At 54.7% G+C, this 25,128-nt stretch carries 25 protein-coding genes; 10 read left to right on the top strand and 15 right to left on the bottom strand.

Annotation, left to right across the window (positions count from 1 at the left end; genetic code table 11):
• The first annotated feature begins 27 nt into the window (after positions 1–27).
• From MKZ07_RS29145 to cysC, 3 genes are read left to right on the top strand one after another with little or no spacing between them, the layout of a single operon-like run.
• Positions 28–1,386 (top strand): STM4012 family radical SAM protein, encoded by a 1,359-nt coding sequence (locus tag MKZ07_RS29145; RefSeq protein WP_341029800.1) that lies wholly within the window; start codon positions 28–30, stop codon positions 1,384–1,386.
• Positions 1,383–2,252, top strand: a complete 870-nt coding sequence (locus MKZ07_RS29140; protein ID WP_341029028.1) for an STM4011 family radical SAM protein — start codon at positions 1,383–1,385, stop codon at positions 2,250–2,252. The genes MKZ07_RS29145 and MKZ07_RS29140 overlap by 4 nt, the downstream gene beginning before the upstream one ends.
• Positions 2,252–2,809, top strand: coding sequence for an adenylyl-sulfate kinase (cysC, locus tag MKZ07_RS29135; RefSeq protein WP_341029027.1), 558 nt, complete (start codon positions 2,252–2,254; stop codon positions 2,807–2,809). Before MKZ07_RS29140 ends, cysC begins: the two co-directional genes overlap by 1 nt.
• Positions 2,810–3,270: 461 nt before the next feature.
• On the opposite strand, the gene MKZ07_RS29130 is transcribed toward cysC, so the two are convergent.
• Together MKZ07_RS29130 and MKZ07_RS29125 are read right to left on the bottom strand one after the other, a co-directional pair.
• Entirely contained in the window at positions 3,271–4,029 is a 759-nt protein-coding gene (locus MKZ07_RS29130; RefSeq protein ID WP_341029024.1) for a hypothetical protein, read from the bottom strand.
• Positions 4,030–4,214: 185 nt separating this feature from the next.
• Entirely contained in the window at positions 4,215–5,639 is a 1,425-nt protein-coding gene (locus MKZ07_RS29125) for an aminotransferase-like domain-containing protein (RefSeq protein ID WP_341029022.1), read from the bottom strand.
• Between the two features lie 262 nt (positions 5,640–5,901).
• Between MKZ07_RS29125 and MKZ07_RS29120 the strand changes: the two genes are divergently transcribed.
• The gene (locus MKZ07_RS29120) at positions 5,902–6,852 is read left to right on the top strand and encodes a DMT family transporter (protein WP_341029021.1); all 951 of its coding nucleotides are present in this window, start codon (positions 5,902–5,904) and stop codon (positions 6,850–6,852) included.
• Between the two features lie 95 nt (positions 6,853–6,947).
• Here MKZ07_RS29120 and MKZ07_RS29115 read toward each other — a convergent pair whose 3' ends face one another.
• Positions 6,948–7,547: a hypothetical protein gene (locus MKZ07_RS29115; RefSeq protein ID WP_341029019.1), complete on the bottom strand. Its 600-nt coding sequence runs from the start codon at positions 7,545–7,547 to the stop codon at positions 6,948–6,950.
• Between the two features lie 183 nt (positions 7,548–7,730).
• The gene (locus MKZ07_RS33680; protein WP_445670312.1) at positions 7,731–8,621 is read right to left on the bottom strand and encodes a general stress protein; all 891 of its coding nucleotides are present in this window, start codon (positions 8,619–8,621) and stop codon (positions 7,731–7,733) included.
• A gap of 341 nt (positions 8,622–8,962) precedes the next feature.
• Between MKZ07_RS33680 and MKZ07_RS29105 the strand changes: the two genes are divergently transcribed.
• From MKZ07_RS29105 to MKZ07_RS29090, 4 genes are all read left to right on the top strand, one after another.
• Entirely contained in the window at positions 8,963–9,274 is a 312-nt protein-coding gene (locus MKZ07_RS29105; RefSeq protein WP_341029016.1) for a (2Fe-2S) ferredoxin domain-containing protein, read from the top strand.
• 159 nt (positions 9,275–9,433) lie between these two features.
• Positions 9,434–10,276: an AraC family transcriptional regulator gene (locus tag MKZ07_RS29100; protein WP_341029014.1), complete on the top strand. Its 843-nt coding sequence runs from the start codon at positions 9,434–9,436 to the stop codon at positions 10,274–10,276.
• Between the two features lie 95 nt (positions 10,277–10,371).
• Positions 10,372–11,361 (top strand): aldo/keto reductase, encoded by a 990-nt coding sequence (locus MKZ07_RS29095; RefSeq protein ID WP_341029012.1) that lies wholly within the window; start codon positions 10,372–10,374, stop codon positions 11,359–11,361.
• Between the two features lie 540 nt (positions 11,362–11,901).
• The gene (locus MKZ07_RS29090) at positions 11,902–12,810 is read left to right on the top strand and encodes an aldo/keto reductase (RefSeq protein ID WP_341029010.1); all 909 of its coding nucleotides are present in this window, start codon (positions 11,902–11,904) and stop codon (positions 12,808–12,810) included.
• A 205-nt stretch (positions 12,811–13,015) separates the two neighbouring features.
• On the opposite strand, the gene ltrA is transcribed toward MKZ07_RS29090, so the two are convergent.
• The 6 genes from ltrA to MKZ07_RS29060 form a co-directional block, all read right to left on the bottom strand.
• Positions 13,016–14,308, bottom strand: coding sequence for a group II intron reverse transcriptase/maturase (gene ltrA, locus MKZ07_RS29085; protein ID WP_036694821.1), 1,293 nt, complete (start codon positions 14,306–14,308; stop codon positions 13,016–13,018).
• Between the two features lie 620 nt (positions 14,309–14,928).
• Entirely contained in the window at positions 14,929–15,228 is a 300-nt protein-coding gene (locus tag MKZ07_RS29080) for a hypothetical protein (protein ID WP_341029009.1), read from the bottom strand.
• Between the two features lie 94 nt (positions 15,229–15,322).
• Positions 15,323–16,054 (bottom strand): ZIP family metal transporter, encoded by a 732-nt coding sequence (locus MKZ07_RS29075; RefSeq protein ID WP_341029007.1) that lies wholly within the window; start codon positions 16,052–16,054, stop codon positions 15,323–15,325.
• A 74-nt stretch (positions 16,055–16,128) separates the two neighbouring features.
• On the bottom strand, positions 16,129–17,085 hold the full coding sequence (msrA, locus tag MKZ07_RS29070; protein ID WP_341029005.1) for a peptide-methionine (S)-S-oxide reductase MsrA: 957 nt from the start codon (positions 17,083–17,085) through the stop codon (positions 16,129–16,131).
• A 31-nt stretch (positions 17,086–17,116) separates the two neighbouring features.
• On the bottom strand, positions 17,117–17,914 hold the full coding sequence (locus MKZ07_RS29065) for a hypothetical protein (protein ID WP_341029001.1): 798 nt from the start codon (positions 17,912–17,914) through the stop codon (positions 17,117–17,119).
• Complete coding sequence (locus MKZ07_RS29060) at positions 17,911–18,834, bottom strand: ATP-binding cassette domain-containing protein (RefSeq protein ID WP_051493344.1); 924 nt, start codon at positions 18,832–18,834, stop codon at positions 17,911–17,913. Before MKZ07_RS29060 ends, MKZ07_RS29065 begins: the two co-directional genes overlap by 4 nt.
• A 156-nt stretch (positions 18,835–18,990) precedes the next feature.
• On the opposite strand from MKZ07_RS29060, the gene MKZ07_RS29055 reads away from it, so the two are divergent.
• Together MKZ07_RS29055 and MKZ07_RS29050 are read left to right on the top strand one after the other, a co-directional pair.
• Positions 18,991–19,725 carry a LytR/AlgR family response regulator transcription factor gene (locus MKZ07_RS29055; RefSeq protein ID WP_341028998.1) on the top strand — a complete coding sequence of 245 codons (735 nt, stop codon included), beginning with the start codon at positions 18,991–18,993 and terminating at the stop codon, positions 19,723–19,725.
• Positions 19,722–21,038, top strand: a complete 1,317-nt coding sequence (locus tag MKZ07_RS29050) for an ATP-binding protein (RefSeq protein ID WP_036693743.1) — start codon at positions 19,722–19,724, stop codon at positions 21,036–21,038. The genes MKZ07_RS29055 and MKZ07_RS29050 overlap by 4 nt, the downstream gene beginning before the upstream one ends.
• Positions 21,039–21,051: 13 nt before the next feature.
• On the opposite strand, the gene MKZ07_RS29045 is transcribed toward MKZ07_RS29050, so the two are convergent.
• The 5 genes from MKZ07_RS29045 to MKZ07_RS29025 form a co-directional block, all read right to left on the bottom strand.
• Positions 21,052–21,414 carry a hypothetical protein gene (locus MKZ07_RS29045; protein ID WP_036693741.1) on the bottom strand — a complete coding sequence of 121 codons (363 nt, stop codon included), beginning with the start codon at positions 21,412–21,414 and terminating at the stop codon, positions 21,052–21,054.
• Positions 21,401–21,577, bottom strand: a complete 177-nt coding sequence (locus tag MKZ07_RS29040; RefSeq protein WP_155991288.1) for a hypothetical protein — start codon at positions 21,575–21,577, stop codon at positions 21,401–21,403. Before MKZ07_RS29040 ends, MKZ07_RS29045 begins: the two co-directional genes overlap by 14 nt.
• The gene (locus MKZ07_RS29035) at positions 21,574–21,828 is read right to left on the bottom strand and encodes a hypothetical protein (protein ID WP_036693739.1); all 255 of its coding nucleotides are present in this window, start codon (positions 21,826–21,828) and stop codon (positions 21,574–21,576) included. The genes MKZ07_RS29040 and MKZ07_RS29035 overlap by 4 nt, the downstream gene beginning before the upstream one ends.
• 205 nt (positions 21,829–22,033) lie before the next feature.
• Positions 22,034–23,197, bottom strand: coding sequence for a response regulator (locus MKZ07_RS29030; protein ID WP_051493343.1), 1,164 nt, complete (start codon positions 23,195–23,197; stop codon positions 22,034–22,036).
• A 22-nt stretch (positions 23,198–23,219) separates the two neighbouring features.
• The gene (locus MKZ07_RS29025; RefSeq protein WP_143804290.1) at positions 23,220–24,995 is read right to left on the bottom strand and encodes a sensor histidine kinase; all 1,776 of its coding nucleotides are present in this window, start codon (positions 24,993–24,995) and stop codon (positions 23,220–23,222) included.
• Positions 24,996–25,128: the final 133 nt, after the last annotated feature.

The raw sequence follows: 25,128 nt of genomic DNA, 5'->3' as shown, positions 1-25,128 counted from the left end.
ACGTCCATCCGGCAATCTCTGCATCACATGAACCAAGACGGACACCCTCCCTTCTCCGCTGGGGAGCTTCAGCAATGGACGGAGCAGATCACGGCCCATCCTTACCGCAATTATCTCTATTCCTATCCGCACAAAACCGCTTACCGCGAGTTCGCGTTCCCCCTTCCTTTAGAGGAGCTGTGGCGGGATGAGCCTGCGGAGAGTTTTTTCTTATATATGCATATTCCGTTCTGCGGCGCGCGCTGCGGCTTCTGCAACCTGTTCACGCTGCCTGATAAAAGAGCGAATGTGCACGCCGAATACGTGGATGCGCTGGAACGGCAGGCCCGGCAGTGGGCAGCCTTCACCCGTCACAAGCCTTATGCGCGCTTCGCCATCGGCGGCGGGACGCCCAGTCTTCTCGCTCCCGCCCAACTGAACCGGTTGTTCAGGATTGCAACGGATATCATGGGGGTTGATCTTAGAACCACCTCTATCTCTGTGGAAACCTCACCCGAGACGCTGACGGAGGAGAAGCTGACGATTCTGAAGGAGCATACCGTGGACCGCGTCAGCATGGGCATCCAGAGCTTCGTGGCCGCCGAGTCGGCTGCGATCTACCGCCCGCAGGACCCGGAGGTGGTGTACCGTGCGCTGGAGCTGCTAGGGCAGTTTGATTTTCCCATTCTTAATCTGGATCTGATCTACGGACTCCCAGGGCAGACAGTGGACTCTTGGCTCTATTCGCTGAACCAAGCGCTGCGGCATGAACCGGAGGAGATCTTCCTCTATCCGCTCTACACCCGTGAGCATACCATTGTGAAGCCGGGCGATCTGGTGAACCAGCTGGATATCCGTCATGAATGCTATGAAGCAGCACGTGCAGTGCTGGCAGAGCGTGGCTACCGCCAATACTCCATGCGCAGATTCGCCAAAGAAGATGCCGGAACCGGCAAAGATATTCTCGACTACAGCTGTCAGGAGGAAGGGATGGTCGGTCTCGGCTGCGGCGCGCGGTCCTATACCCGGAATGTGCATTATGCCTCCCGCTATGGCGTCAGCCGCAAGGCCACGGAGAGCATTATCGCGGATTATGTTGCCACAGAGCGTTATGATACAGCCGATTATGGCATCGTCCTGAGCCTGGACGAGCAGAAACGCCGGTTCATTCTAAAAGCAATCCTGCACAGCAAAGGGCTGACGATTGCGGATTATAACCAGCGGTTCGGGACTACGCTATGGGAAGATCACCCCGAGCTTGGCCTGTTGGTACAGAGCGGGTTCGCCACGGATGATGAGGGCATTCTGCGGCTGACTCCAGATGGGCTGGGGTACTCTGACTCCATCGGTGACTGGTTCATCTCCGGTGAGATCCGCGAGCAGATGAAGGAGTTCGTCCTGCCATGAAGGCAGTCCTCTACTACCGCGGTTCCCTCTCCTCCTGTAACTATGACTGTCCGTACTGCCCCTTCGGCAAAACCAAAGACAGCGCCGCCACCCTCGCCAAAGACCGCGCAGGTCTTGAGACCTTCGTCCGCTGGGTGGCGGAGCAGGGGGCAGCAGGCCACCGCCTGTCTATCTTTTTCAATCCGTATGGCGAAGGCTTAACGCACCGCTGGTACCGGGAGGCGCTGATTACGCTGTCCCATATGGAGCATGTGGACAAGGTCGCCATCCAGACCAATCTGTCGGCCCGGCTTGATTTCACCGCTGAACTGAATCCGGCCAAGGCAGCCTTCTGGGCGACCTATCATCCGGGTCAGGTAAGCGAGGACAAGTTCCTGGCACAGTGTATGCAGGTATACCTGCAGGGCATTCCTTTCAGTGTGGGCAGTGTGGGGGTGCATAGTGCCTTCCCGGCTATCGCCTCGCTGCGTGCGGCCTTGCCGGAGGATGTCTATTTGTGGGTGAACGCCTACAAGGATAAACGGGATTATTATACGGCGGAGGATATAAGCTTCCTGAGCGGCATAGACCCGCATTTCCAGATTAATGCGCTGGACTACGACAGCCTCGGCGCCAACTGTAATGCCGGCAGCAGCGTATTCTACGTGCAAGGCCCCGGCCTGGTAAAGCGCTGCTACAAGGACCGAGCGGTCATCGGCAACCTCTACCGTGACGGCCTGGAGGGACTGGCTGCCCAGCGGAGCTGCCGCATGAAGATCTGCGACTGCTACATCGGCTATATTCATATGCCCGAGCTGGGCCTGGAGCAGATCTACGGCTCCGGCCTGCTGGAGCGGATTCCTTACGGCGCAGGGAGGACAGAGTAATGACTGGTGAGCTACAAGCACACAAGACCCCTGCCGGGTTAACGATATGGCTTACCGGTCTGTCAGGGGCAGGCAAGTCTACGCTTGCCGCGCGGCTCACAGACCGGCTCCGGGAGCAGGGGCAGGCGGTGGAATGGCTGGACGGCGATGAGCTGCGGCGCAGCCTGGGGCGGGGACTCAGCTTCAGCCGCGAGGACCGGTTCGAGAACATCCGCAGGGCGGTGTACCTCGCCGGGATGCTGAACCGGCATGGCGTGATTACCGTGGTCTCGGTAATCAGCCCTTATGCCGAGATGCGCAGCTATGCCCGGCAGGAATTGCCGGGCTTCGTCGAGGTCTATGTGGACTGCCCGCTTCCCGTCTGTGAAGCGCGGGATGTCAAAGGGCTGTACGCCAAGGCCCGCTCCGGTGAGCTCCCGGCCTTCACCGGGATCTCCGATCCTTATGAAGCTCCGGCTGACCCGGAGTTGACGCTGCACACTGCGGAGCGTACAGCGGAGCAATGCATGGAAGAGCTGATCAGCTGGCTCACGGAGCATCGGCTTTATCGGCTCTGATGGAATAGAGCAGACGAAATAAGGAGGGGCGTTAATGCCCCTCCTTTGTTTATTTAGCCCGCGTCCGCTGAATTCAGGGGCACTAATGCTCCTCATTTGCTCATTTTGCCCGCGTCCGCTGAATTCAGGGGCACTAGTGCTCCTCATTCGCTCATTTAGCCCGCGTCCGCTGAATTCAGGGGCACTTATGCTCCTCATTTGCTCATTTTGCCCGCGTCCGCTGAATTCAGGGGCACTAATGCTCCTCATTCGCTCATTTAGCCCGCGTCTGCTGAATTCGGGGGCACTAATGCTCCTCATTCGCTCATTTAGCCCGCGTCTGCTGAATTCGGGGGCACATTGGGACAAATTGTATGTGATAAACCGAACACAATTGCTGCTACGAGGGTAATCAAACCCAATGTATACGAAAAACCAAGCACAATAGTGTAGGTAGTATCGCCTTATTAATCCACTCCTAATTACTTATGCGAGTTAGATTGGCCGCGCAGGAGAATCAATACGGCGGCTCCAAGAACTGCGATTCCGGCACCCGCTCCAGCGTATAGCAGCCAAGATGCAGAGTTTGTTTCAGGCACGGCCGTTGGATTATTTTCAGTTGTTGGATTACTTTCAGTTGTTGGATTACTTTCAGTTGTTGCGTTATTTTCAGAAGCTGGAGGGTTTGTTGATGTTGGATGGTTTCCAGAGACCGCCCCTGGATCATCAGCGATCCCGGGCGGCTCCGTGGGCGAGCCCCCTGATATTCCGGCGCCAAGCTCCTTCAAGTCCTCCTCCGCACCAGAGAAGAATGCCGTCCGGCTGCACAAGCTGACTGTAAGCTTAGCGGTCCCTCCCGCACCCTCCGCTTCCTCTGCGCCTGCATATACGATGTAGCGTTCACCCTTGGTGAATTCAAAGCCGCAGCTTTCCTCCGCCTGTGCGGTAGTTACCGTCACCCTCTCCCCCACTTCACCCTTCCACCGGGCTCCCACTTGAAAGGTTACACGCACCGGATCAGCGCTGGACTGCATAATTTTAAATTTCTCTTGAATGGAGACTACCGTTCCCTCAAAAACAGCCGTACTCTTCTCCATTGCCTCCAGCGGCGAAGGAGACACAACACAAGAACAGGCATAGGTTACCTGCGGGCGCACAGTCAGCAGTGTCATGAAGACAATTAGCGCACAGAGAGCCGTCAGCCAGGCGCTCCGTATTTTCCTTCCCGTTACCATCATCATCACGCTCCTCATAACCCTCAGACGGAAATTTCCAGAGAAAGGTTACTCTACAAACCAAAAAGTCCCATCCTAGCAAAATAGCCGCAGTTACTCGCTAAGCATACCTAATAGAGATGTAGCTGCAACTATCAGCTGTTACCGTCTTTCCCGTTACCTATTCCTATTCCTGTCACCTATCTCACTAGCTACTCCCCCGCCTCAATCTCCCGCGCAATGGCGGTGAGTTGCTGCATTCCCTCGCGCAGTAATGCTTCACTGGCAAAAGAATAGCTGAGACGCAGCCAGGACTTCATCTCCCCCAGCGGATCGCAGAGCTCACCGGGAACGAAGGAGATGGACTGCTCCAGGCAACGGGCCAGCAGCTGAGTTACCGGAACACTGTCCGGCAGCTTGACCCACAGATTGAGGCCGCCCTGCGGAGTGGTCCATTCCCAGCCGGTGGCCGCGAGCTCCTCCTCCATAATCTCCTTGTGCACCTGCAGGGCAATCCGCAGCTTGCCGAGATGCTGCTGTAACCGCGGCGATGTGTAATAATGCAGGAAAATCTTCTGATTCAGCAGCGGCGTCCCGTTGTCCGCCAAGGACTTGGCCGCGATCAGCCGTTCCATGAACGGGTAACGGCAGGCCACCGCGCAGATCCGCAGGCCGGGAGCCACATATTTGCTGAAGCTGCTGATATAAATGACCCAGCCCTCCGTATCATAGGCGAAGAACGGTGCGGGCGGCTCTTCCCCGAAGTACATATCACGGAACGGATCATCCTCCACGAGCAGGCAGCGGTAGCGCTCCGCAAGCTCCACCAGGAGCTTACGCTGCTTCGCCGGAACCGTATACCCCGTCGGGTTATGATGGGTCGGGTTGATGTAGAACATCCGCGGCTTAAGTTTGCGCATCAGCTCCTCCACCGCCGCCAGATCATAGCCCTGCGCCGAGATCTCCACGGCTACCAGCCGTGCCCCTGCCCGCTTGAAAATATCCAGCGCCACACTATACGTAGGCCGTTCCACCAGCACAACATCCATCGGGCCGAGCATGATTCCGGCAATCAGATTGATTGCCTGCTGGGCGCCTGAGGTAATCAACAGCTCCCGGGCCGACAGCTGGAGCCTATAACGTTCCTCGAAATGGCTGCTCAGCGTAACGCGCAGCTCTTCATCCCCCTGTACGGAGGCGTAGGTGCCCATGACCCTCGGGTAGAGATCGAATACTTTTTTGACATAATCGGACAGGAACAGGTTCGGCAGCAGTCCCGGATCAACCAATGCCTGAGAGAACTGGTACACTACGGGCATACGTTGAATATCGGACATCGGGCTCCTGACCATATATCCGGGTACTGCCGTCCCTTCGTCCGCCGGAGGGTTAAGCCTGCTGTCCGGCGCCACATAATAACCGGATTTGTCTTTGACATACAGCTTGCCGCTCTCGGCCAGCGCCCGGTAGGCCTTGAACACTGTCAGCCGGTGAACCCCCAGCTCCTCCGCCAGCAGCCGGATCGAAGGCAGTTTATCACCAGTCTTCCACTCCCCGCGCTCCATCCGGTTCAGCATGAACTCATAGACTTGGCGGAATAAGGGATTATTCTGCCCGGCACCCGCTATTTTTTCCATCAAAAAACTACCGCCTCTCTGCAACCTATACCGGGGTCGCCCCGCTCCATCGCTCCATATTCACTCGACACGGCTCCAGCTGACGCTTGCCGGCTCCTACACATCCCCGCACGCCCCGCCGCTAACTTCTCTTTGCCCTATTGTACAGCATTCCCCTCCGCAACTGTTCTACTATCTTCAAACTGTTCTGTGCCAATGAGGATATGATTAACTGAAATCTTTAAGAGGGTGACACATTACCACCGCAAAGGGGAACTGAACCATGATTCTGTTAGCTTATTCACTTGTCTGTCTGATCTTCGGCACTACCTTCCTGGCCATCAAAATCGGCGTAGACGCCGGAGCGCCGCCCTTCTTCTCTGCGGGACTGCGTTTTTTCGTGGCGGGTGCGGTGCTGTTCCTGTTCATGGTTTTGCGGGGCAAAGCCCGCTTCTCCCTGCTGCTGCGCAAGGAAATGCTGCTCACGGGAGCAGCCCTAACCTTCGGCACCTTCGCCGCACTCTACTGGGCGGAACAATATGTATCCTCCGGGCTTGCTGCCGTATTGTCAGCTACTGGACCGATGATGATTCTGCTGATGCAGACGGTCTTCCTGCGCCAAAAAGCTCCCGCCTACTCCCTGCTCGGCTGCATCATCGGGTTCACTGGAGTCCTGCTGCTGGTGCTGCCCAGCCTGGCAGCTGACGTCACTCCGCTCTGGCTGATCGGCTGTGTGGTGGTGCTGATTGGGGAACTCTGTTACGCGGGGGGGGCGATCTATTCCAAAAAAGTAATCACCACCTTCTCCGCCGAGTCCCCCGTGGCTCTGAACGCAGCCCAGATGATGTACGGCGGGGCGCTGCTGTTCATCATCTCTCTGTTCACAGAGCCGATGCATCCGTCCTTCTTGTTGTCTTTCAAAACTGCAGGTTCCCTGCTCTACCTGACCGTTGTCGGCTCCATGGTTGGACACACGCTGTTCTACTGGCTCGTCTCCAAGACGAATCCGGTTTTCCCGTCCACCTGGCTGTATATCTCGCCGCCGATTGCCGTCGGGGTAGGCTTCCTGTTCTATAACGAAGCAGTCACCTGGGTAACGCTGCTTGGCGTGTTCACGATTATATCCGGAACCATTCTTGTGAATGCTGGCGCACTGAAGCAGCTGTTCTTCAAGCCTAAATCAGTAATACCCGTTCTGCCAAAAGCAAGCGTTGAACCCCTGGTTCAGGAGTAGCTGCTGCGCTTCTCCCGAACACAAACAGCCTGCTCCCTAACTTAAAGGGATGCAGGCTGTTCTGTTATCTTCACAGGCTTCACGCCAATGGGAGTCTACGGCTGCTCTTCTGAGCTGAAATACAAATTCAGCGGCAATTCCTTATCGCTATCGAAGCTATTCGCCATTCTGTAGGTGATGAACAACTTGTCATCACCCTCACCGTGCGTCCAGGATTCTTCTACCGCCCCTGTCAGCGGCTTCAACGGGAAGGTCATCCCGTCAATCGACTGGAGTGATTCCTCTACTTTGTCAGCCTCTGCCTCATCCACTGGTTTGTACTGGTTCAGGAAAGCACGTACCAGCTCTCTCGCATCCTCATACCCGCTGTCCGATCTGGGAAAAACCGTCCCGATCCGGTAACCGGTAATCTTACCGTTTGTGATATCTGCCGTCATCTGCTGGATAAATTCTTTTTGATTGACGGTCAGTTTCTCGTCCAGCATCAGTGTACCCAAGGATGTATCGTACGCTTGAGCAGCATCCTTCATTCCCAGAGTAGTAAGCCCTTCTTCAAGCGGTTGCTTGAATACGGCCCGGTGCTTCTCTACCTGTGTGAACAGCTCGTTATATTGGGGTGTATCCTTGCTGCAGCCCGCCGTTAATAAGGAAAGAACCACTATTCCACAAATGAGCACAAAGTATGATTGTCTCAATTGAACCTGCCTCCTTCTCCTATCCCCTTCTATAAAATAACAAATATTCAAGCTACGATCCACACCGCAAAAACAAGGGCCTCCCTAAAGTCCGGCAGGACTTCGGGAAACCCTTGTCTTTTATCCTCTAATACGCCGTTCATCACTCTATGCTCATTGCTTCATCCGCTGTTCATTCGCCACTTAACGGATGCGCCCGTGGTTTCTGAGCAGCTCGCTGTCATCCTTCGCCTTCTCATCTGCAAGGCTCCCGGACCGGGTGCCTTCCTGTCTGGCGGCTTCCTGTGCCTGCCGTTCCTCCCGGTCTTGGAGCCTGCGGTCGGCTATATGATCCGGCATCTTGTCGATGCCGTTACGCGTGCCGGAATACAGATCCCCTGTCATTCCCGGCCGTTTCATATCCTCGACTGCGCTTCGCTCCGGGAGATCATGCTCCGTGGCTGAATTCATCGTGTCCAGCCCGGTATCATGTCTGCCTTCGAGACCTGAGCCATTGAACGCCGCATCCACCGCGTCTGTTACGGAGTCCCGTGGAGCATTCACATCTGCAGCCGTATCTGCAGTGCCGGCATCCCTCATATAGCGGTCAGCATTTGCCGAATTATGGTTGCGGAATACAGTGTATACGTCATGTTCGCGGGAGACATCTGCATCCACCATAACCAGAATGTGTCCTTCGTCTACATAGTTGTCATAGCTCGCGGCTTCATCCTCCGGAATGCCTAATCCGATCAGACCGCCGACCAGACCGCCCGTTCCTGCGCCTACGGCTACTCCGGTCAGGGTGGCTGCAATCGGCCCCGCTGCGATAATCGGCCCGATTCCCGGAATTGCCAGAGCGCCGATGCCTGCGAGCAGTCCGGTTACACCGCCAAGGATACCCCCGGTCGCCGCCCCGGAAGCCATACCCTCCGGCACCTTCGTCCCGGTCTCATCATTGATCGCTTCCACATCGCGTTTATTTCTCGCTATCACTGAGATATCCTCTGTCAGAAAGCCGTGCACCTTCAAGTCTTCAATGGCCCGTGAAGCTTCATGCTCGGCATGGAACACACCTACAATTTTCTTATTCATAACGATTCCCTCCTGATAGCTGTTTTAGGTTGTTGTTGGAATGACGCTCGCTTTACTTTCACATCCCTTACTTAACCAAACCCTTCTCCGCGAAACTGGTAACTTTCGATCTTGAGCCGGGTTCCGCAAAAAAATTTATGAAACAGGAAATTGCCTGCCGGACACATTTTCCACAAATTCAGTGATTTGAAGTCAGCTTAGATTACACTGAATTCTCCAATTGATGGAAGTTATTAAGCCTTTGGGAACAATGCTCCAATCTCCTTACAGCGCGGCCAAAAGAGACTATACTCCTCGTATAACAGGTTAGCTACTCTTATAGAATCCAGGGGGAAACCGCGATGAATATGCGTCTGAAGGTACTCAAGAAGCATCTGCTCTTCTGCTGCAGTGAGCACTGCAATAACCAGGATGTAGAGCATGTCATGCAGGAATTCAAGGAGCAACTGGTGGAGCAAGGGATCAACAAAACGGTCAAAATCAACAAAACCAGCTGTCTCGGCCTATGCGGCAACGGCCCTTTTGTCATCGTGTATCCGGACGGGGTCTGGTATTACAATGTAACAACGGAGGATGTGGCCCGTATCGTGGAGGAGCATTTAGTGAACGGTCAGCCCGTAGAAGAGCTGGTTATGCTCAAAATGGAAGCCTGATTCCCAGCGTCCCCAGCCTGCCTGCCTTCTGCCTCCTAGTCCCTCCCCTTCCCGGGCTGGGACTATTTGCGGTTGTCCGGTGATCCTCCTTCTGAGGTATACTAGGGGTATATGTTCATTAGGAGTGCCATCATCCTTTTAGGAAATGAGGCTGCAAGCATGACAGTATTCAAATATAACGCCCATCGCCCCCACCGGGCCAATCCTGACCTGTATCTGCATTACTGGGGCCAGGAGCAGTGTGTACCCGGTCATTCGTTCGGACCCGGGGTACGCAGCCTGTACAAAATCCACTTCATACACGCCGGAACCGGCACGGTAACCGTCGGTGAAGCCACCCATACATTGAACGCAGGACAGGCCTTCCTCACTTACCCGCATGTGGTAACGCATTATGCCGCAGATCAGGACAACCCTTGGCTGTATTCCTGGATTGCTTTTACCGGGGAGGAGGCAAATTATCTGCTGGGACGGACTTCGCTTACTCCCGAGCAGCCGGTGTTCCCGATGGACCAGGTGCTGATGCCCTCGCTGTCCGCCAGGTTATCGGAGACAGGGAGCAGCGGGGAACTGCTGGATCTGCCGCTGAAGGTGATGCTCTATGAGTTCTTCTCCCTGCTGCTGCGCACGGTCCCGGCTGCCGACAGCCCGGCTCCGCGCAGCAGAAGTGTCTATGTCGAGCAGTGCCTGCATTACCTTCAAGCCCATTACGCCGAGAATGTGACGATGGAGAGCTTGTCCTCCTCCCTGAAGCTGGACCGCAAATATATGTCGGCGCTGTTCAAGCGGACAGTCGGCTTGCCGCCGCAGCAATATCTGCTCCAATTCCGTATGTCCAAGGCCTGCGAGCTGCTGACAGAGACCGGCTGCACCATCGGGGAGATCTCGCAATCGGTGGGGTATCAGGACGCCTTGCTATTCTCCCGGATGTTCAAGAAGGTGAAGGGCTGCTCCCCCAAAGAATACCGGCTCCGCCATGCGGATACGGACATTGTGCTATAAAAATCATCCATGCTGACATACGATTGAAAGCGTTTATCCGCTACAATTAGGGAGGTATGAGGTCAAGCACAACTTACACTTAGGAGGAATCCAATATGTATATCGCCAATTCTGAACGCTATGACAAGATGAAATATAACCGCACCGGACGCAGCGGCCTGCTGCTTCCGGCCATCTCCCTCGGGCTATGGCATAATTTCGGCGGCAATGATGTGTATGAGAATGGCCGCGCGATGGTCCGCCGGGCATTTGACCTGGGGATCACCCACTTCGATCTGGCCAATAACTATGGCCCGCCTGCCGGCTCTGCGGAAGAGAGCTTCGGCCGGATGCTGAAGACGGATCTCGCGCCTTACCGCGATGAGCTGATCATCTCCAGCAAGGCCGGATATTACATGTGGCCCGGCCCTTACGGCGAATGGGGCTCCAGGAAGTATCTGGTCTCCAGTCTGGATCAGAGCCTGAAGCGGATGGGGCTGGATTATGTAGACATCTACTACCACCACCGTCCGGACCCGAATACACCGCTGGAAGAGACCATGTCCGCCCTTGATTTCCTGGTCCGTCAGGGCAAGGCGCTGTATGTTGGCCTCTCGAACTACAAGCCGGAGGAAGCGCGCGAAGCCGCGCAGATTCTCCGCCGCCTGGGCACGCCTTGCCTGATCCATCAGCCGAACTATTCGATGATGTCGCGCTGGATCGAAGACGGCCTGCAGGATGTACTGGAGGAAGAGGGCATTGGCACCATCGCCTTCTCCCCGCTGCAAAAGGGGATTCTGACCGACCGCTACCTGAACGGCATCGCAGCCGATTCCCGTGCAGCCGGACCCAGCGTATTCCTCTCTGAGAAGGAGCTCACGCCTGAGGTGCTGGCCAAGGTTGGCAAGCTGAACGAAATTGCGGCGGCACGCGGACAGAAAATGTCCCAGCTCGCCTTATCCTGGGTGCTGCGCGGCGGCAAGGTGACCTCTGCACTGATCGGGGCAAGCAAGATCAGCCAGATCGAGGATGCTGTAGCTTCACTGAATGCGCCTGAGCTAAGCGTAGAAGAGCTGGGGCAGATTGAGACGATTCTGCACGGATAAGCCTTGCAGATACTGCTCCTGCCTGCTGAACCTGCAGCTCACAGATACCAGATCACAGATTGTAGATTACAGATCCCAGATCACAGATCACAGATATGACGGAAATCCTGCCCACCCGCTCGCGGTGGTGCAGGATTCTTTTTGTGCAGATATCCCTACCCTAACTAGTACAGCACAAGATTTAAATATATGGATTGGATCAGTAAGACGGAACCACCAAAACTATTATGTTCGGTTTACCGCATACATTAGGCCCGATACCTTCGCGCAAGCACATTGTATTCGGTTTTTAGCATACATTGGGCCTGATTACCTTCACGCTAACACATTGTATTCGGTTTTCCACATACAATTGCTCCCAATTCCTTTACTCCTTATAAAACTTCAGGTCTCATCATGCCCAACCACAATTAAAAGACTGAGGTTGTTCCAGTTGAACTCTGAAGGAATCCCGCCCGAGTGCTTACGGTGTGCCTGAATGCTATAATGAACTCATTCGTACCCATTAATACCCATCACTGCGTAACGAAAGGACATCCGATGAAGACTAACCGACTGGGGCAATCTGATTTACATGTAAGTGCCATGGGGCTTGGCTGCATGTCGCTGGGGACCGAGGAAGCGCAGGCCACCGCCATTATCCACGAAGCGCTCGAACGCGGAATTAACTTCCTGGATACTGCCGACCTCTACGATGAGGGCCGCAATGAGGAGATTGTCGGTCAGGCCATCCGGCACCGCCGCGCTGACGTGATCCTGGCGACCAAGGTGGGCAACCGCAGAATTCCCGGCCAGGAAGGCTGGAGCTGGGATGCCTCCAAGGCCTATATCCGCTCTGCTGTGAAGGAAAGTCTGCGCAGACTGCAGACCGATTATATTGACTTGTATCAGCTGCACGGAGGAACGCTGGAGGATGATATCGATGAGACGATTGAAGCCTTCGAGGAGCTGAAGCGGGAAGGGGTTATCCGCCATTACGGCATCTCCTCCATCCGGCCGAATGTGATCCGGGAATATGTGCAGCGCTCCGGCATCGTCAGCGTGATGAGCCAGTATAGCATTCTCGACAGACGCCCGGAGGAGAGCATTCTTCCGCTGCTGGGCCGCGCGGGCATCAGCCTGATTGCGCGGGGGCCGCTGGCAAGCGGCATTCTGACCGATCATGGCCGCAGCAAGGCGCAGCGGGCGTATCTGGACTATACGGAGGCCGAGCTCACGGCGCTGCATGAGCAGCTGATGAGCCAGACCCCCCTTACCCGGACGCTGACACAGACTGCGCTGCAATATCCGCTGGCTGATCCGGCGGTTGCGGCCATCATTCCGGGGGCCAGCAGCCTGGAGCAGCTGCGGCAGAATATGGCGGCTGCCCGCTCGCAGCCGCTCTCTGCACAGGAGCTTGAGGCCGTACGGGATTCCAGCAAGGCTGGACGGCATACTCTGCACGTATAGAGCAGCTTACGGCCAAGTGGAAACAGCTTCGCCGTCCTTTTAAAGGACGGTACCGTTTCAGCCAGAAATAGAAGGATAATTTCTAGCGTGAAATATATAAATTCTAGAGTAAAGGGCTGGTGCAACCCAGCCCCTCCTCATCAAACCGTACGTGAGGTTTTCCCTCATACGGCTTTCCGATGTTTGTCATTCATCGGCATGCAGATTACAATAGCGTTTTTAGTCCATATTGGATGGTCAAATATCTAACTTCTGACCGGGATCTCATCCATCTTCCTCGTTGTCTCTTCTTCGCATACCACCGGGTAAATCGTTGCAGAATATACCAATCCAGTTTTGCTAACCTCTTTTGGCTGTACTTTGTGTAATAGTAGTTTCTCCATCCTTGAATCTTGGGATTGAGCCATTCCACGTGTTCCGCAAACGATTTCGAACGCATGCTGGGCGGTGCTAATCTTTCTTTAACCACGCCTCGAATTCGTTCCTCCGCCTTCTTCGTTAGCCACTGCTGCGTGGTGTAATACACCTTGCCTTGGGATGTTTCTGCCTTCTTTTTCCGGTGGTGCATTCCTAAGAAGTCGAATCCTTCGTCTCCTGTCCATAAGCCGACAATACGGGTTTTGGTTGGGTGTAGCGTCAGCTCCAGACGTTCCATGATTCTGCGTATGAGTTCATACGCATGTCCGGCGTCCTTTTTAGTTTTACAGACCACCACAAGATCGTCTGCATACCTCGTGAGTTCACCTACTCCTTTCCCGTGTTTTTCCCACAGTCGGTCAAAATAGTTCAGATAGATGTTCGCCAAAAGTGGTGAGATCACTCCACCTTGTGGTGTGCCTAAATCGGAACGTCTTACGTTTCCTTCTTCCATGACTCCCGCCTGAAGCCACTTCCGGATTAACTTCAGGATTCGTCTGTCATTGATACGCATTTGTACCAATTTCATCAGTTTCTCCTGGTTAATATTGTCGAAGTAACCTTGGATGTCGACGTCGACTACCCAATTTCCTTTGCGGTTGCAGGCTTTCCGGATTCGATCCAGTGCTCCTTTCGCACTTCGCTTCGGGCGAAATCCGAAGGATACTTCTTCGAAATCCGCTTCGAAGATCGGTTCAATGACGAGTTTGGTTGCCATCTGCACCACTCGGTCGCGCACGCTGGGTATGCCCAGCGGTCTTGGTTTCCCGTCTTTCTTTGGGATATAGTGCCGCCGTACGGGCTGTGGGTGGTAGTTACCATCCTTTAATGCTCGCTCGCAGTCTTTGAGAAATTGCACTTCTCCTTGTTTCTCAATATCCGCGAGCGTCACCGTATCTACTCCGGCAGCCCCCTTGTTCGCTTTCACCCGTTTCCAGGCTTCACTCAGCACATCCCAGCGGTAGACTTTGTCGTACAGTGCATGGAATTTACGCTTGTTGTTCTCCTTGGCCGCATGACCTAGCTTTTCTTGGAGTTCTTGAACTTTTTCCTTAGGTGTCGTTAGCCTACTGGCATTCACTCACTCGTACCTCCTCCAAAAGCATAAACAAAGCAGGGCTCCTTCTCTCCCTAAGGTTATGTTGTCCTTAGGTTCCTCGGTACTATGAGCCCCTCGGACTCCCTTCCCACAGACGGTTCATTTCATCTTTTGGACTTATAGAGCGTCTTTTTACGGGTTTCTAAAAAAAAAATCCTCCCGTGTGGGGGAGGGTCTCCCCAGTTCACTATGTCTTCTTTCCTTCCATGCCGATCCCCATACGCCGGAGGATTCTTCACTGCCGTTCCAAGTTCTCTGCAGCTTCCATGGTCTTCACCCATATAAGCGAGGTTCGACTTCCTCTCTTCCCCCTTGCGGGGCCTTTATGACGACGCGGCAGGATTCACTTCATGTTACGGCCTGGCGGGTTGCTCGCCCTGTCTCTGACCGGACTTTTGTCGATGCGCTTCTACGCACGGATTTCGCCGTACGCAGGCATCCTAGCTACACGGGGGCTTGGCCCCTCCCGTGACCGGACTTTCACCGGTTAGAAGATACGCGCTTTCTGGGCACGCCTTATATTATAACAGAAGAAGCTGTCCGGAAACTGTAGGCATTACAGTCTCTGGACAGCTTCTTATTTTTGCTAAGCTTCTTATTTTCTACCTATGAGCGCGTTTCCTTGCCTTAACTACCCACGTAATTAGTGCAGCCACAAATACAACTGCGGTAATGAGCCAGGTCAGCAGGAACGCCATGCCCAGCCCGATATTGGCATCCAGCGCTTCTCTTCTGCTCTCCAGAATCAGCATCACGGCAAGCGGCGCTCCGCTGGCTATCAGGAGAACCGTCATGCTGTACCGGGCGAAATTCGTCCGCTTCTGAATAGCCGCGTATAAGCACAGGTATGAAGCAATCAATAATACGAAGGATAATACAGCTTCCCATTCCAGTCTAACCATCGTGTCACCACTCCTTCTCCATAGGAACCGGGGATTGCGTTATAGTATAGCGGCTGCGGCAGGCAGATGCAAACGACACTGCCGCTGAAGCGGCCTAGCCAAAAAACTGCGTAATATAGACCATCGCCAGCAGCCCGAAGATGAAAGAATACGTCGAGGGCCGTTCAAATCCGTGGCCGTGACTCTCCGGGATCAGCTCCTTATATACGATAAAGAGCATCGCCCCGGCAGCGAATGCCAGCCCGTATCCAACCACATTCTGTACATAGCTGGCTGTAAAATACCCGATCACGGCCGACACCATCTCCATCAGACCGGTCAATGCGGCTATAATTAACGCCTTGCGCCGGCTGGCGCGGGCATTCATGAGGAAGATCGCCAGAATCAGCCCTTCCGGCATATTCTGCGCACCGATCGCAATCGCCACCATCGGGCCAAGGCTTGTCTGCTCGCTGGCATAGCTGAAGCCTGTGCTGAGCCCTTCGGGGATGTTATGAATGAACAGCGCAATCATGACGAGCAGCGCTTTGGAATCCAGAGTGCTGAGGCCGGGCTTATTCTCCACATCGATATGCGGTATATGGCTCTCAATCAGATCAAGCAGCAATACGCCGGTAATCAGCCCCAGAGTCAGTGCAGTAATGCCCGATTCCTTGATTGCCTGCGGCATCAGCCCGAACGTGCTTGCAGAAACCATGATCCCTGCGGTGAAAGCCACCAGCACATCCTTCCACAGCTCAGACAGCCGCCTTACGAACAGAATAGGAATAACGCCCAGCACTGTTGCCATTGCAGACAAAAAGCTGCCTAGAAGTGCACCCGCCAAATCTTCAACCCCTTTTGTGGACAGGACTATAGATCAAGCATATGCTCAAGGCAGCTATAAATATGACCTAAGCTTCAGAGTCTCACATACCGTCTCAGCCCCCGGTCTTCAAGCTCTGCCTTAGGGACGAACTGAAGGGCGGCAGAATAGATATGGTAATGCTGCTTCGCCGGCTCCGGTCCGTCAAAGGTCAGATACCCCAGATAAGCTCCGCTCAGCCTGCTGCGCAGCACGGTCCGCACCTGCCCGCCGCTATAATCCGCTTCGCGCCGGATCAGCCCCTCTTCCACCGGACCCGTGAAGCTGGGCCAGCCTGTGCCGGAATCGAATTTGTCTGCCGAGCTGAACAGCGGATCACCGCTGATCACATCCGTGTATAGACCCTCCTCGAAGTGGTCCCAATACGCATTCTGGTAGGCAGGCTCCGCGCCTTTGTTCTGGGTGACCTCATATTGCAGCTCTGTAAGCCGCTCCCGCAGCCGCTTCTTGTCCTCACGGCTGTTCCAGTGCAGCGCTGTGAAGTCGTCACGGCCCGAGCCCTTCTGATATAGCTTATAATCCAGCGGATGGGTCAGATAATATTGCTGATGCTCCGCTTCCGCCGGATAGAACGGCGCAGCGGGCAGGATGGGCGTCACAATCGGCGCTTTGAAGCGCTTGCTGGCCTTCAGCCTCTCCTTCGACAGCTCCGCCTGCTTCTGCTGCTCTTCATTCTGAACAAAGATCGCCGAAGCGTAAGAATGCCCCCGGTCCATGAACTGTCCGCCGTCATCCGTCGGATCGATCAGCTGCCAATAGATGTCCAGCAGCCGTTCATACGGGAACAGCTCCGGATCATAGACAATCTGTACCGCCTCCCGGTGCCCGGTAGTTTCCGACCCTACCTCTTCATAGGTCGGATTCTCCGTATGCCCGCCTGTATAACCTGATACCACAGAGACGATGCCCGGCAGCTCGTCGAACGGCTTGACCATACACCAGAAGCAGCCGCCGGCGAAGGTCGCCAGCTGCAGCGCATCATTCGAAGTCAAACAGACCGCCTCCCTACATGCTTTTCCCCTATTATATCTGAATATCCCGCTTCTCCAAAACGGTCAGGGTGATAGTTAGAGACAGCAAGATCCAAGCTGCGGGAATCCACAACGCGCGTATATAATCCCCCGTCCCCGAGAGCAGGATCAGCTGTGAGTTCTCCACATATATCCTCGAGAATTTGAGAATCTGCGTCATGAGGGAATGCTCAGAAACTGCGCGAAGAACCGCAGAGGAGGCGTCCTTGAGATACCCGCTGAGCAGCAGATTACCGAAGATGAAGAAGAATGCGGCCACCACCGCCGAAGCCGGTTTGCGGATCAGCATCCCCAGCATCATGACTGCTGCACAATAAGCTGCCAGATAGAGCAGGTTCAGTCCCAAGGCTGTCAGACCAGCCGCCAGATCCTCTGTATATCCGGCATGTCCTACCGGCACTCCTGTGATCAGCGCTGCCGCCAGAGAGAAGAGATAATATAAACCGTAGAACTCCAGCAGCCAGCCCAGAACAGCAAGCAGCTCCAGCACGTATTTACCGGTGTAGTATTTCGCCTTGCTATGCCCGGCAGCAATAATATTCTGCACCGAGCCATGCTCGAAGCCTTCGGTTGCGAAGAAGCAGGCATGCAGCGGAATGACCAGATAGAACAGGATGGAGAACGAAGCAGCCGTCTTGAGCGGCTCTGCATAACTGCTTAAGGAATAACCGCCTTTGCTGCCCAGAATTAGAACAAGTGCGAGGCTGGCGAGGGCGAAGACTGCGGTGACGCTTTTGAAAGCCAGATCCTTACGCAAATAATAGATTTCAGCCTGCCAGAGGTTTCTCATCTTCCGCCGCCCCCGATCAAGTCCATATAATACTGCTCCAGATTGGGCGCCGTCAGATGGAAGCCGTCAACCGGAATCTCCCGCTGCACGAGAAGAGACATTAGGCGCTCCAGATCTACCCCGCTGCGGGGAAGCTCGATCTCTCCGGACTGCTTGACCCGGATATCCCCGCAACTTAGCTCCTGCCTCAATATCTCAGCTACAGCTGCTGCCGGAGAAGATGTGGTAATACAGATCATCACCTGCGCAGACCGCTGCAGTTCAGCAGCCGAAATCTCCTGAATCAGCCGGCCTTGATGAATGAAGCCGTATTTACCGGCCAGCAGCTGCAGCTCACTCAGAATATGGCTGGAGATCAGCAGAGTCACGCCTTGTTCCCGGGACAGTTGCTCCAGGATATGCCTGACCTCCACAATTCCCGCAGGGTCGAGTCCATTCACCGGCTCATCCAGCACCAGGAACTCCGGCCGGTTCAGGAGGGCCACCGCAATTCCCAGCCGCTGGCGCATGCCAAGCGAATACTCGCCCGCCTTCTTTGGTCCCGCCTCATCCAGACCTACAAGCTTCAGCACTTCAGCACTTCTGCCCTTATCCCTGATGCCGAAGATCCGGCAGTAAAAGCCCAGATTCTCCATAGCATTCATATGCGGATAGAGCGAAGGCCGTTCAATCAGAAAGCCGATCCGGCGTCTGGCCGCAATCTGTTTCTCCTTGCTCTGCTCTCCGAATAAGGCCATCCTTCCGGCTGTCGGATGCACCAGACCGCCGATGATTCTCATCAGCGTTGTTTTGCCTGCCCCGTTCTCCCCCACGAAGCCGTATACATCCCCCGCCTCAATTCTCATGCAGAGCTGATCCAGCGCCGCTCCTGTAGGGTACTCCTTGGATAAGCCCTCAGCCTCAAATACCGTTGCCGTCAAAGCAAACACTCCTTTTCCCATTCAAATCTGTTGACGGCTTAACGATACCATCTGGTGTTCCCTCCGCTAACGCAGGTGTCATATTCACGCGAGATCATGTCGTTTTCGAGGATGAAAATGTATAATGTAGGGATAAATGCAAAGGTGGAGAAGCCGATGATTCATATTGCTGTGTGTGACGATGAGCCCCGCGCAGCCGGAGAGGCCGAGCGCCTGATTCTGGAAACCGGAGAACACTTAAACGAGCCTATTGAAATTTCCATATATTATTCAGGAGAAAGCTTTGCCCGGGCCCTCCGAGATGGCAGCCCGTTCGATATTATCTTGATGGACATTGAGCTGGGCGGTCTGGACGGCATTGCGGCGGGACAACTGCTGAGGGAAGATGACGGCAATGATCCGGTGCAGCTTATCTATATTTCCAGCCATGAAGAATACCATATGCAGCTGTTTGACTTGCGTCCGTCGGGGTTCATGAAAAAGCCGGTAACGCCGGAGAGCTTCAAGCAGAAGCTGGTCCGGGCCATACATAAGACCCTCCGTCTCCGGCAGCAGGGCCGGACTAACTTCCTTGCAGTACAGCTGAAGAACCAGGAACTAAGGATTCCTCACAGGGACATTCATTATCTGGAGAGCAGCATCCGGCGGATTACACTGGTTACTCATGATCGGACACTGCAATACTACGGGAAGCTAATAGAGGAGGAGCAGAAGCTGGCGTCCAGCCATTTCGTAAGAATTCACCAGTCCTATATCGTGAACTTCTATTCAATCCAGGCCATCAGCGCCAAAAAAATCATTCTCACCACCGGCTGTGAGCTGCCGGTCAGCAGCAAATATAGCCCCGCTGTGCGCAGGGCCTATCTTCATTTCAGGGGGGAGCTGGTATGAATTCCTTACTCCTCGATGAAATCATATATCTCGCTGTACTACCGCTCCTGTCAGTCATACTGCATCTCTTCTTCAGCCGCTTCTTCACCTGCCGTGTAGAATCACGGCTGCGGCTGACCGCCTTTTATATTCTGTATATTGGTGTTCATGCTCTGCTCCATCACAGCTCCCTGCCCGGCTTGCTGCTGATGGCTGCTAATATCGGACTGATCCTGGGTCTGTCCCTGCTCTACAGGGGCAGCCTTGCCTGGCGGTTATACGCTGCGGTGTTTATCTCTGCTGTAATTATCCTCAGCGATGCAGCGGTTCTTCTGCCGCGTACAGACTTCGGTTACAGGCTTGGCTTGCTGCTCTCGAAGCTCTTGATGCTATTGCTCGTGCTGCTGCTGCGCAGGCTGGTGAAAGACGAGGGCCGGGGCCAGCCAAACGGATGGTTAGGGTCTGTTGTCTTTCTCTGTCCTTGTCTTAGCATTGCGGTATTGCTGAAGTTATCCGGCAGTCCCTTCTTCCAGCTATATCCGCAGTTATTCCCTATTGTTCCCGCCTTGCTGCTCGCTATCAATCTCTTGATCTTCCTCCTGATTGACCGCGTGCTGAACGCGCAGTCTGAACGCAGCCAGCGCCTGCTGCTGGAGCAGCAGAACAGCTATTATGTGAACCAATACCACCGGAACCGGGAATTTCAGGAGGAAGCTCTCCGCTTCCGCCATGACTTCAACCATATTCTGCTGGGCCTGCGCTCCAGAATTCTCAGCGGAGAAGAAGCCGCCTCTACAGCCGAGCTGGACGCTCTGCTGGGCTCGACTGGACAAGCCCAAGCTTACTGCAACACGGGCAACCCGGTTATTGACTCCATTCTGGACTACAAACGGCAGGAGGCATTCACAGCAGAGATAGATCTCCGTCTGGAGCTGAGCCTTCCTCCCCGGCTGATGCTCGATACCGCTGTTATCAGCGTTATTCTGGGCAATGCCCTTGACAATGCACGGGAAGCAGTCAGCCTGATCCCCAAGGAACAGGGAACAGAACGGTACATCGCGGTCCATATGCATTATCTGAATGACAGCTTATTTATACGGATTCAGAATCCGTATGCCGGGTCTGTCCTCCAAGGCCCAGGCGGCGAGCTGCTGACGACCAAAAGCGATAAGCGCTCCCACGGGATCGGACTGCGGAATATCCGCCAGACGATGGAGCGGGCCGGCGGGCTGTTTCAGCTTGCTTACAGCGGCCAGCTGTTTCAGCTGGAGCTGGTGCTTTTTCATATGGAGAGAGATGAACGCGGCGGAAGACTAGTGTCCGAGGGGGAATGATGGGGAATGGGGCCTACTTCAGTTTCTTGCGTTCGCTGCGGGGCTTAGGCCTATGGTTGCTGTCCCATAACTCCTTGTGCATCAAGCCTGCGAATACAAGCATGACGAGGGTCAGCACCAGCACATACTCCCGCAGGATATCGGATAAGCTGCCGGACAGGTTCAGCCCGAGAATAATGTTCAGCCTTCCCCACAGCAGATTGAGACACAGGAGTGCTACTGCCCCATAAGTTACCCACACACTGCGGAGGTACAAATTATAGGTGCGCATAGGTCCCCGTCCGATGAAATATTTGCTGTAACGGATAACATACGCGGTAAAAGCGATCAAGGCGATCAGTTCCAGTGTAATCAGGATCAAGTCAATAATGTCCATGCAGATCATCTCCCCTTCTACCTAAGCCCGTGCGGTGCAGATCAATAAGCCTCTCTAGATCATTGGATTCATACGCCTCCTGAATTTGGCCCAGGGTCTCAATTTCCCGTTTGACCCGGCTGGGCTTCAGCTCGTGCTTGCGAAAGATATCGAGGAGCTTCACTTGTTGACGACCTCCTCATCATTAGGTTTTCTCTCTGCGGTTCCTCTCTCAATCAGCAGCTTCACGAGCGTACGGTTATATTCGCTAAGCTGCTTCTCATTCTCCTCATCGCGTTTCTGATAATTCTGTATGACTTTCTCTTTATTCGCAATTTGCTTAATACTCCAGATCAAGGCAGTAGATAACAGAACATTCAGCACGACCGAACCATTGTTATCCACGAAAAGGCCAGTCAATGCACTGAAATCCATCTGTATCCCCCCATTTCCTAATGTAATCGGAACGGATTCGCGCCTTTACCCCTGTCCACATTTTTGGCGAAATTCCTTGCCGCCACTCTAACAGAATCACCCTCAAGCTAATCTACTCTAGCAACAGCCATTCTGATTGGGTTGAGCAGCAAAAAAAACCGGAAGACCCGTAATCCGGGCCCTCCGGAGAAGGCTGAAACAGCGCTTATTTGAGTTCCGAGATCCGCCGGACCAGGGAATCATACAGGTAGATTAGGTCACCGGAGGGCTTGATGCCAAGCTCGCGGCTCAGCAGCCGCACGTAGTCTGTGTAGACGGCATTCAGACCTTTTTTGTCTCCGGCCAGTTCGTGAACGGCCATCAGCTTGCGGATCACCGATTCATCCAGCGGATTCCGCTTGTTCAGCTTCAGCAGCAGCTTGGAGGCCGCAGCGGAATCCCGGCTGGCAATGAGCGCTGCGGCCAGCCGTTTGACGAAGGAGGCATACAATTCCGCATAACGCTCCGTCTCATGGATGGCCCACACATAAGCCTTGTCGCCGAACAGCTCCCCTGTATAGAGCTGCTCGATACGCATAGCCCTCTCTATATCCGGGAGTTCAATGGTGTGCAAGGCGGCTGCCTCCTGCTCAAATTGCAGATAGTCGATAACCGGCGCCTGAAGCTCAAGCGCATACCCGTCGTTCTCCGAACGGATGGCTTCCCGCAGGCCCAGCGGCTCCAGAGATTTGCGCAGTTGATAGACGGTAGTGTTAAGATAGCTCTCCGCATTGGTCTTATGCATGCCGCCGAAGATATCCGCAACCAGCCTGCTCCGGGGGACGCGCTTCCCCCGGAGCAGCAGCAGATAGGCAAACAGCTCAGCACATTTACGTGAGGTCCATTTGACCCGGCCTGCCCCGCTGCTGACGGCAACATCCCCAAGCATCGTGAGCGTTACCCGGCCGGAACCGGCCGGAGCCTGCACCTCCGGCTGAGGGGAGAGCCGTGCCGGCGCAGCCCGCCGCTGGGTAAGCACCCGGTTCACTGTGCGCGCAAGCCGCTCCTGGGAGACCGGCTTGACCAAATAATCCAGCACGGACAAGTCGTAAGCCTCCAGGGCAAATTCCTTATGTGAGGTCACGAACACAATTTGCACCGGAGAAGCGGCAGCCGCCAGCCTGGCTGCAAAGGCCATGCCGCCTTCTCCCGGCATAGAGAGGTCTACGAAGGCAAGCTCCACATCCGGGTGCTCCACCAGAAAGGCAGCAGCCGACTTCGTATCTGTGAACGTACCCGCAAGCTCAACTTCAGGCAGTTTAAGCAGCATAGTGCTAAGGATCAGATGCATCATCCGTTCATCATCGACCAGTATAACCTTCACTTGCATATCTCCTCCCTCCCGCTGCCCGTTACTCCATCCGTTCGCCTCCTGCCGATCCCGGCAAGGTGAAGAAGAAGGTGGTTCCACTACCCGGCTTGCTCTCAAACCACAGGCTCCCGCCATGAATGCGCACAAATTCACGCGCGAGCGCCAGGCCGAAGCGGGCATCTCCTGCCTCCTCTCCCAGCGGCGCCTTCAGAATCGGCTCCTCCAGGCGCAGCATGTCTGCGGTCGCTTCATCAATACCGATCCCGTCATCGCGGACAGACAAGATCACCTTGTCCTCTTCAAACAGGGCTTCAACCACAATAGAGCCGCCTATCCCAGTGAATTTGATAGCGTTAGAGAGCAGATTGCGCAGGATCAGATCCAGCATCTCTTTATCCGCCCGGACGGTTAATTCGCTGCCGATACGCTCCGTCAGGCGGATCTGCTTCATCCCGGCCTTCGTACCCGCCAGCATCAGGGCCTGCCGGACCACCTGCTGCACACTCCAGGCCTGCGGATGGAACGACACTGTCCCCTTCTGGCTGCGGTACCAGTCCAGCAGATTGTCAACAAGCTGGAACGTATTCCGCACCTGCCCTTTAATCTCCCGCACCACCTCCGCATGCTCCCCATCTGCAGCTGTCAGCCCGTCGCCCAGCAGCTCTGTCAGGCTGACCAGCAGTGCTACCGGATCGCGGATATCGTGGGCCACAATGGTGAACAGCTTATCCTTGAAGGCATTCAGCTCGGACAGCTGCCGGGCATTCTCGCGCAGCCGGACCTCGCTCTCCTTCAGCTCGGTAATGTCGCTGACCAAGAGGATTTTGCCGATAGGGGTGCTGCCTGTATCATGAATGAAGGACAGGCTGCAATTATAGTACATACGCCTACCAGCTTGGAGCCGCTCATAGGCAAACCGCTCGTCCTCATCGCTTAAGCCCCTGAGACGTTCAAGCAGCTCCCCGCTGCCGGCAAGCACCTCCGTCATATCCGCCGGGTAGCGCCGCCTGCTCCCAAGCTCGGGAAACATCTTCTCTGCGGCACGGTTGTAGCTGACGATCTGATTCTCATAATCGAACAGAAGGACACCGTCCCGGATCGTCTCGAACACCTGCGCCATAGCCAGCGGAGTCAGACGGAGCAGGTTGAATCTGAGGATGCCCCAGGCGTAGGCGATGCCCGATACTGCAAATCCGAACGGCGTAAGATCTATTCGGGTTCCGGTCCACAGGAACAGATTGAGCAGCATAGGCGCAACCGCACCCAGAAGCAGAACAGCAATCTGTTTGCGTACAATCGGCAGCGCCCGCACAAACATGGATATGAACAGCGCAATCCCGCCAAGCAGCACCAGATAATTATACGCAGCATGGATGTTATACCACAGCCCCTTGACGGTGTAATACAAGGAGACTGAAGGGTCCGTATTCAGCAGAAATTCCCGATAGATCAGATGATGCCAGTCATTGGTGAGCTGCAGGATGAAGATGACGGCGGGGATCAGGAACAACAAGGCAATCAGTCGCTTACGGAAGCGCGCAGCGGCTCCGGTGAATTGAATCGCTTGTACCAGCCATAAGGTGGAGACAAAGGGAATACCCAGATATTGAATGTGCAGCGCCAGCTTCACCTGGCTTAAGTTCCCGCTAAGCAGCTCAAGACCATAGCCGAAGGCGTAGAAGGCTGCTGTCAGCATAATCAGAATCATCGTTCTGGCAACAGGCAGATGTCTTTTCTGGTACGACAGGAACGAGACAAACAGCATCAGTGCTGCTGCAATAAAAAGCATAATCGACATCCAATGCCTACTTTCCACGGCTGCGTCTCCCTTAATAACAAATTCTATTAAGTTAGGATAGCACCTTCCGGGTCGGGGTGTCCACGCCTTGATTTTCCATGACAGGTTACCGGCAAAGGCCGGTCCTTATGCGGACCGGCCTTTGCTGCAG

The sequence above is a fragment of the Paenibacillus sp. FSL P4-0338 genome, assembly GCF_038002365.1.
Taxonomy (GTDB): domain Bacteria; phylum Bacillota; class Bacilli; order Paenibacillales; family Paenibacillaceae; genus Paenibacillus_AQ.
Note: the sequence above shows the minus strand (reverse complement) of the source record. Positions and strands in the feature narration are given on the sequence as shown.

What these genes read in the sequence shown, in the direction of transcription:
- MKZ07_RS29045 (WP_036693741.1), bottom strand. Translation starts at nt 21,414, where the DNA reads ATGGACATTATTGACTTGATCCTGATTACACTGGAACTGATCGCCTTG.
- MKZ07_RS29100 (WP_341029014.1), top strand. Translation starts at nt 9,434, where the DNA reads ATGACAGTATTCAAATATAACGCCCATCGCCCCCACCGGGCCAATCCT.
- MKZ07_RS29080 (WP_341029009.1), bottom strand. Translation starts at nt 15,228, where the DNA reads ATGGTTAGACTGGAATGGGAAGCTGTATTATCCTTCGTATTATTGATT.
- MKZ07_RS29105 (WP_341029016.1), top strand. Translation starts at nt 8,963, where the DNA reads ATGAATATGCGTCTGAAGGTACTCAAGAAGCATCTGCTCTTCTGCTGC.
- MKZ07_RS29125 (WP_341029022.1), bottom strand. Translation starts at nt 5,639, where the DNA reads ATGGAAAAAATAGCGGGTGCCGGGCAGAATAATCCCTTATTCCGCCAA.
- MKZ07_RS29095 (WP_341029012.1), top strand. Translation starts at nt 10,372, where the DNA reads ATGTATATCGCCAATTCTGAACGCTATGACAAGATGAAATATAACCGC.
- MKZ07_RS29065 (WP_341029001.1), bottom strand. Translation starts at nt 17,914, where the DNA reads ATGAGAAACCTCTGGCAGGCTGAAATCTATTATTTGCGTAAGGATCTG.
- MKZ07_RS29140 (WP_341029028.1), top strand. Translation starts at nt 1,383, where the DNA reads ATGAAGGCAGTCCTCTACTACCGCGGTTCCCTCTCCTCCTGTAACTAT.
- MKZ07_RS29130 (WP_341029024.1), bottom strand. Translation starts at nt 4,029, where the DNA reads ATGATGATGGTAACGGGAAGGAAAATACGGAGCGCCTGGCTGACGGCT.
- MKZ07_RS29055 (WP_341028998.1), top strand. Translation starts at nt 18,991, where the DNA reads ATGATTCATATTGCTGTGTGTGACGATGAGCCCCGCGCAGCCGGAGAG.
- MKZ07_RS29120 (WP_341029021.1), top strand. Translation starts at nt 5,902, where the DNA reads ATGATTCTGTTAGCTTATTCACTTGTCTGTCTGATCTTCGGCACTACC.
- cysC (WP_341029027.1), top strand. Translation starts at nt 2,252, where the DNA reads ATGACTGGTGAGCTACAAGCACACAAGACCCCTGCCGGGTTAACGATA.
- MKZ07_RS33680 (WP_445670312.1), bottom strand. Translation starts at nt 8,621, where the DNA reads ATGAATAAGAAAATTGTAGGTGTGTTCCATGCCGAGCATGAAGCTTCA.
- MKZ07_RS29030 (WP_051493343.1), bottom strand. Translation starts at nt 23,197, where the DNA reads ATGCAAGTGAAGGTTATACTGGTCGATGATGAACGGATGATGCATCTG.
- MKZ07_RS29050 (WP_036693743.1), top strand. Translation starts at nt 19,722, where the DNA reads ATGAATTCCTTACTCCTCGATGAAATCATATATCTCGCTGTACTACCG.
- MKZ07_RS29035 (WP_036693739.1), bottom strand. Translation starts at nt 21,828, where the DNA reads ATGGATTTCAGTGCATTGACTGGCCTTTTCGTGGATAACAATGGTTCG.
- MKZ07_RS29145 (WP_341029800.1), top strand. Translation starts at nt 28, where the DNA reads ATGAACCAAGACGGACACCCTCCCTTCTCCGCTGGGGAGCTTCAGCAA.
- MKZ07_RS29090 (WP_341029010.1), top strand. Translation starts at nt 11,902, where the DNA reads ATGAAGACTAACCGACTGGGGCAATCTGATTTACATGTAAGTGCCATG.